Origin of the sequence: Kitasatospora sp. NPDC059571 (assembly GCF_042735675.1) — a bacterium.
Lineage (GTDB): Bacteria > Actinomycetota > Actinomycetes > Streptomycetales > Streptomycetaceae > Kitasatospora.
Genome location: NZ_JBHWBW010000271.1, coordinates 5,720 through 10,428 on the forward strand (window position 1 = coordinate 5,720; position 4,709 = coordinate 10,428).

A 4,709-nucleotide genomic window follows, 5' to 3' on the forward strand; every position below is an offset into this window, starting at 1 on the left:
CCCGCCGGGGGCCCCCCCCACCAACCTGCCGTGCGGCGTCCCCTCTGCGGTCACCAGGGGGCTTGGTAGCCCGTCGTGAGCTTCCGGCCGGTCTGCCGCCACTTGGGCTCCTTGTCCACCGTCTTCGCGGTGATGGAGCGCAGTCGGCGGATGGCCGCGCCGTACGCGGAGCTCGCCGTGGCCGAGACCTTCGACCCGGGCGGGGCGTCCATGAACGGCATGAACTTGTCGGGGAAGCCGGGCATGGTGCAGGCGATGCAGATGCCGCCGACGTTCGGACAGCCGCCGACGCCGTTGATCCAGCCGCGCTTGGGCACGTTGCACTTGACCACCGGGCCCCAGCAGCCGAGCTTCACCAGGCAGGTCGGCTCGCCGTAGGCCTCCGCGAAGTCGCCCTGCTCGTAGTAGCCGCCGCGGTCGCAGCCCTCGTGCACGGTCGCGCCGAACAGCCAGGCCGGCCGCAGCTTGTCGTCCAGCGGGATCATCGGCGCCGACCCGGCCAGCTGGTAGAGCAGGTAGAGCAGGGTCTCCGAGAAGTTGTCCGGCTGGATCGGGCAGCCCGGCACGCAGACGATCGGCAGCCCGGCCTTCGACTTCCACTCCCAGCCGAGGTAGTCCGGGACGCCCATGGCGCCGGTGGGGTTGCCCGACATGGCGTGGATGCCGCCGTAGGTGGCGCAGGTGCCGATCGCGACGACGGCCGTGGCCTTGGGGGTCAGCCGGTCCAGCCACTCGCTGGTGGTGATCGGCTGGCCGGTGGCGGGGTCGTCGCCGAAGCCGCACCAGTAGCCCTCGGCCTTGACCCGCTCGTTGGGGATGGAGCCCTCGACGACCAGGACGAAGGGTTCCAGTTCGCCGCGGTCCGCCTTGAAGAACCACTCCACGAAGTTGTCGGCGCCCTGGACGGGCCCGCACTCGAAGTCGATCAGCGGCCAGTGGACGGCGATCTCCGGCAGCCCGGGCAGGGCTCCGGTGACGATCTCCTCGATGCTGGGCTGCATGGCCGCGGTCAGCGACACGGAGTCGCCGTCGCAGCTCAGGCCGGCGTTGATCCAGAGGATGTGGACCGGCTTCGATGGGGTTCCCGGCGTGCCGCTCTCGGCGGCGCTCGTGGCGGTGGAAGCCGTAGCACCCATGCGGATGCCTCCTAGAAATCGGGGCGAGCCGGACAAAACAGGCTCACCCGACTTCATAGCAGCCCGGCGGCGCCTCCGCCCCGCCGAACGCCCGCACGGGTCCCCCGAACGGACCCGGTTCCGGCGTGTCCACGCCCGTTCCCGCCACTGCCCGGTGCCCCGGAGCCGGTTCGCGCCGGACCCTTGTGCCGGGCTCCCGGTCGGCCTACGGTGTGTTCCACTCCACCGAACAAAGTGTTTGCCGAGTGCGAATCAGGTGTTCCATGGCCGACCCCCTGCAGGACCTGGCACCACCCGTCCGGCCGGTGTCCGCCCCGACGGCCGCCGAGCCGTCCGCGGGCGCCTCGACCGACGCCGCGGCCCTCGGTGCCCGGATCCGCGGCTACCGCGAGATGCGCGGCCTGTCGCTGCGGGCGCTCGGCGAGGCCGCGCAGGCCAGCCCCGGCTTCCTCAGCCAGGTCGAACGGGGCCTCGTCGGCGCCAGCATCGGCATGCTCCGGCGGATCGCCGACGCCCTCGGCCTCACCATGGCCGACCTGTTCGACCAGGACACCCCGGCCGGCCCGCGCGTCCTGCGCCGCGCCGAGCGCCCCGCCCTGCACACCGCGCCGGGCGCCCGCAAGTACCTCGTCTCGCAGCGCCCGCTCACCCATCTGGAGGTCTACGCCGGGGAGTTCGACCCCGGCGCCTCCACCGGCGACGAGGCGTACACGCACGGCGACTCGCAGGAGATCCTGCTCGTCCTGCGCGGCACCGTCCGGGTCGAACTCGACGGCCACCCCTACGTCCTGGGCCCCGGCGACAGCATCGAGCACCGCTCGGCCACCCCCCATCGCGTCGCCAACACCTCGGACGAGCCCGCCGAGGTGCTCTGGATCGTCAGCCCGCCCACCCCCGGCTGACCGCGCGCCCCCACCGCCCCCGGCACCCTCCCCGCACCCCCGGAACGAAGAGACCCATGAGCCACGCGCCGACCACCGCCCCCGCCCGCGCCAACGGCGCCGTCTCCTTCTGGTACGCCGCCGACGGCCTGCCCGCCCGCCGCCCCGCCCTCGACGGCGACCTGGACGCCGACGTCGCCCTGGTCGGCGGCGGCTACACCGCCCTGTGGACCGCCTACTACCTCAAGCAGGCCGAGCCCTCGCTGCGGATCGTCGTGCTGGAGAAGGAGTTCGCCGGCTTCGGGGCGTCCGGCCGCAACGGCGGCTGGCTCACCGCGGCCCTGCCCGGCCAGCACCGCCGCTACGCCGCCTCCCACGGGCCCGCGGCCGCAACCGCGTTGCAGCGCGCCATGTTCGACACCGTCGACGAGGTGATCGCCGTCGCCGCCGCCGAGGGTATCGACGCCGACATCCGCAAGGACGGCGAACTCACCGTCGCCGTCGGCGCCGTGCAGCAGCAGCGGATGCTCGGCCACCTGCCGACGATGCGCGCCGAGGGCTGGGGCGAGGAGGACCTCGTCCGCCTGGATACCGGCGAACTCGCCGACCGGGTACGGGTGTCGGGCGCGACCGGGGCGCTGTGGACACCGCACTGCGCCCGCATCCAGCCGGCCCGGCTGGTCCGCGGGCTGGCCGAGACCGTCGAGCGGATGGGCGTGCGGATCCTGGAGGGCACCGAGGTCACCGAGATCCGGCCGGGTGCCGCCGTCTGCCGGCAGGGCACCGTCCGGGCGCCGCACGTGATCCGCGCTCTCGAGGGGTTCACCGCGGGGCTGCGCGGCCACCGCAGGACCTGGGTGCCGATGAACAGCAGCATGATCGTCACCGAGCGGCTCGGGCCGGAGGTCTGGGACGAGATCGGCTGGCGCGGCGCCGAGTTGATCGGCGACGAGGCGCACGCGTACTGCTACATCCAGCGCACCGCCGACGACCGGATCGCGATCGGCGGACGCGGCGTCCCGTACCGCTTCGGCTCCCGGGTCGACGCCCACGGCGAGACCCCGGAAGTGACGCAGCGTCAGCTCACCGGCTTGCTGCACCGGTTGTTCCCGGCCACCGCCGGGGCCGCCGTCGAGCACGCCTGGTCCGGGGTGCTCGGGGTGCCCCGCGACTGGTGCGCCACCGTCGGCCTCGACCCCGCCACCGGGCTCGGCTGGGCCGGCGGGTACGTCGGCCACGGCGTCGCCACCACCAACCTCGCCGGCCGCACCCTGCGCGACCTGGTGCTCGGCCGGGACACCGAGCTCGTCCGGCTGCCATGGGTCGGCCGGCGGGTCCGCGGCTGGGAGCCGGAGCCGCTGCGCTGGCTCGGCATCCGCGGCCTGTACGTCGCCTACCGCGCCGCCGACCGCCGCGAGGACGCCGGCCTCGGCCGCACCTCGCTGATCGCGCGCGCGGCGGACCTGCTGAGCGGCCGCTGACCGGCCGGCGGCGGAGGGGCGGGCCCGCGGGTCAGTCCGCGTCCAGGTCCAGCGCCTCGCAGTGCTCCCGGTAGACGGGGGCGTCCGCGGCCGCCCGCTTCCGCAGCTCCCGGGCGGCGGCGGGCAGTGCGCCCTCGTCGGCGGCCAGCACCGCCGCCAGGTCGGCGTGCTGCCGCGCGGCCTCGCCGGGCAGGTCGGACAGCGACTGCAGGCAGCGCAGCGCGCCGTCCCAGGCGCCGCCCGCGCAGGGCGGGCCGGCCTGCGCCGCGGCCATCGCGGCCGTCAGGTGGAGGGCGATGGCACCGGCGGGCTCCACCTCGTCCAGGAACTCCGCCAACTCGGGCGGACCGGTGTCGTCCTCGTCGTCGGCCTCCTCCGCCGCCCAGGCGCGGAACAGCTCGGTCAGTGAGCTCTCCGTGTACCGGGTGGCCCAGTCCGCCAGCGACTCGCAGGCGCCGAGGACCAGGGCCGGGTCGGCCCCGTCCCAGCACGCGTCCAGCAGCGCCCGGACCAGCACCGGGCCCTCGCCGTCGAACCGGGCGGCCCGCCCGTCCGTGAGACAGCCCGAGGCCCGCTCGGCCGCCGCCAGGCCGACCAGCGCGGCCCGGCGCGGCCCCGCCTCCCGGAGCGCATCCCGCCACCGGGCGAAGTCCCACCCCTGCTCCACCGGACTTCTCCCGTCCCGCCCCTCGGCCCGCGCGAGCTCCGTCCCGCGGCCCGGGGCAGGCCGCACCGACGGGCGGGACCGGACGGTCCCGCTGCGCCGGGCATCGTGTCACAGGGCCGTCGGGCGGATCGGGTCGGGTCGGGTCAGAGGCCGGGCGGCGGGGTGTCCGCCGCGGCGGCCGGCGGCGAACCGACGGGGGCCGTGAGGCGGGCGGCGAGCTCGTAGAGCGCGTTGGTGGTCTCGGGATGCTGGATCTCGTCCAGGAGATGGTCCTGCTCGGCATCGCCCGAGTAGTGGAGCGTGGTCACTGCCTCGCTCGCGGCGTCCGCGCTGTCCTGTCCGCTCACGGTGTCCTCCTCCGGGTGCGTCACCCGTACCGTCTACCGTCGGCGCGGTACCGGACCCGCGGGTGCGGGCCGGGGGGGCCCGGGCGCCCCCCCCGCGGGCCCCCGGCGGGGGCCGCGGGGTGGGGCGCACACCCCCCCCCCCCCGGGGGGGGGCGGCCGGGGGGGGGGGGGGGGTTTTGAAAACAACGAACCCCCCC

5 protein-coding genes are annotated in these 4,709 nt (G+C 75.5%); 2 read left to right on the plus strand and 3 right to left on the minus strand.

Features of this window, described 5'->3' with window-relative positions; genetic code table 11:
• Positions 1 to 50: 50 nt before the first annotated feature.
• Positions 51 to 1,136: a hydrogenase expression protein HypE gene (locus ACFV0G_RS25570; protein ID WP_380552372.1), complete on the minus strand. Its 1,086-nt coding sequence runs from the start codon at positions 1,134 to 1,136 to the stop codon at positions 51 to 53.
• Positions 1,137 to 1,399: 263 nt separating this feature from the next.
• Between ACFV0G_RS25570 and ACFV0G_RS25575 the strand changes: the two genes are divergently transcribed.
• Positions 1,400 to 2,038 (plus strand): helix-turn-helix domain-containing protein, encoded by a 639-nt coding sequence (locus ACFV0G_RS25575; RefSeq protein ID WP_380552375.1) that lies wholly within the window; start codon positions 1,400 to 1,402, stop codon positions 2,036 to 2,038.
• Between the two features lie 56 nt (positions 2,039 to 2,094).
• On the plus strand, positions 2,095 to 3,498 hold the full coding sequence (locus ACFV0G_RS25580; RefSeq protein ID WP_380552378.1) for an NAD(P)/FAD-dependent oxidoreductase: 1,404 nt from the start codon (positions 2,095 to 2,097) through the stop codon (positions 3,496 to 3,498).
• A 31-nt stretch (positions 3,499 to 3,529) separates the two neighbouring features.
• Here the strand turns inward: ACFV0G_RS25580 and ACFV0G_RS25585 are convergent, their stop codons facing one another.
• Together ACFV0G_RS25585 and ACFV0G_RS25590 are read right to left on the minus strand one after the other, a co-directional pair.
• Positions 3,530 to 4,165, minus strand: a complete 636-nt coding sequence (locus tag ACFV0G_RS25585; RefSeq protein WP_380552381.1) for a hypothetical protein — start codon at positions 4,163 to 4,165, stop codon at positions 3,530 to 3,532.
• 143 nt (positions 4,166 to 4,308) lie between these two features.
• Positions 4,309 to 4,512, minus strand: coding sequence for a hypothetical protein (locus tag ACFV0G_RS25590; RefSeq protein ID WP_380552384.1), 204 nt, complete (start codon positions 4,510 to 4,512; stop codon positions 4,309 to 4,311).
• Positions 4,513 to 4,709 lie beyond the last annotated feature (197 nt).

Excerpts from the sequence above, each read along its gene's own strand:
- ACFV0G_RS25570 (WP_380552372.1), bottom strand. The coding sequence starts at position 1,136 with ATGGGTGCTACGGCTTCCACCGCCACGAGCGCCGCCGAGAGCGGCACG.
- ACFV0G_RS25575 (WP_380552375.1), top strand. The coding sequence starts at position 1,400 with ATGGCCGACCCCCTGCAGGACCTGGCACCACCCGTCCGGCCGGTGTCC.
- ACFV0G_RS25580 (WP_380552378.1), top strand. The coding sequence starts at position 2,095 with ATGAGCCACGCGCCGACCACCGCCCCCGCCCGCGCCAACGGCGCCGTC.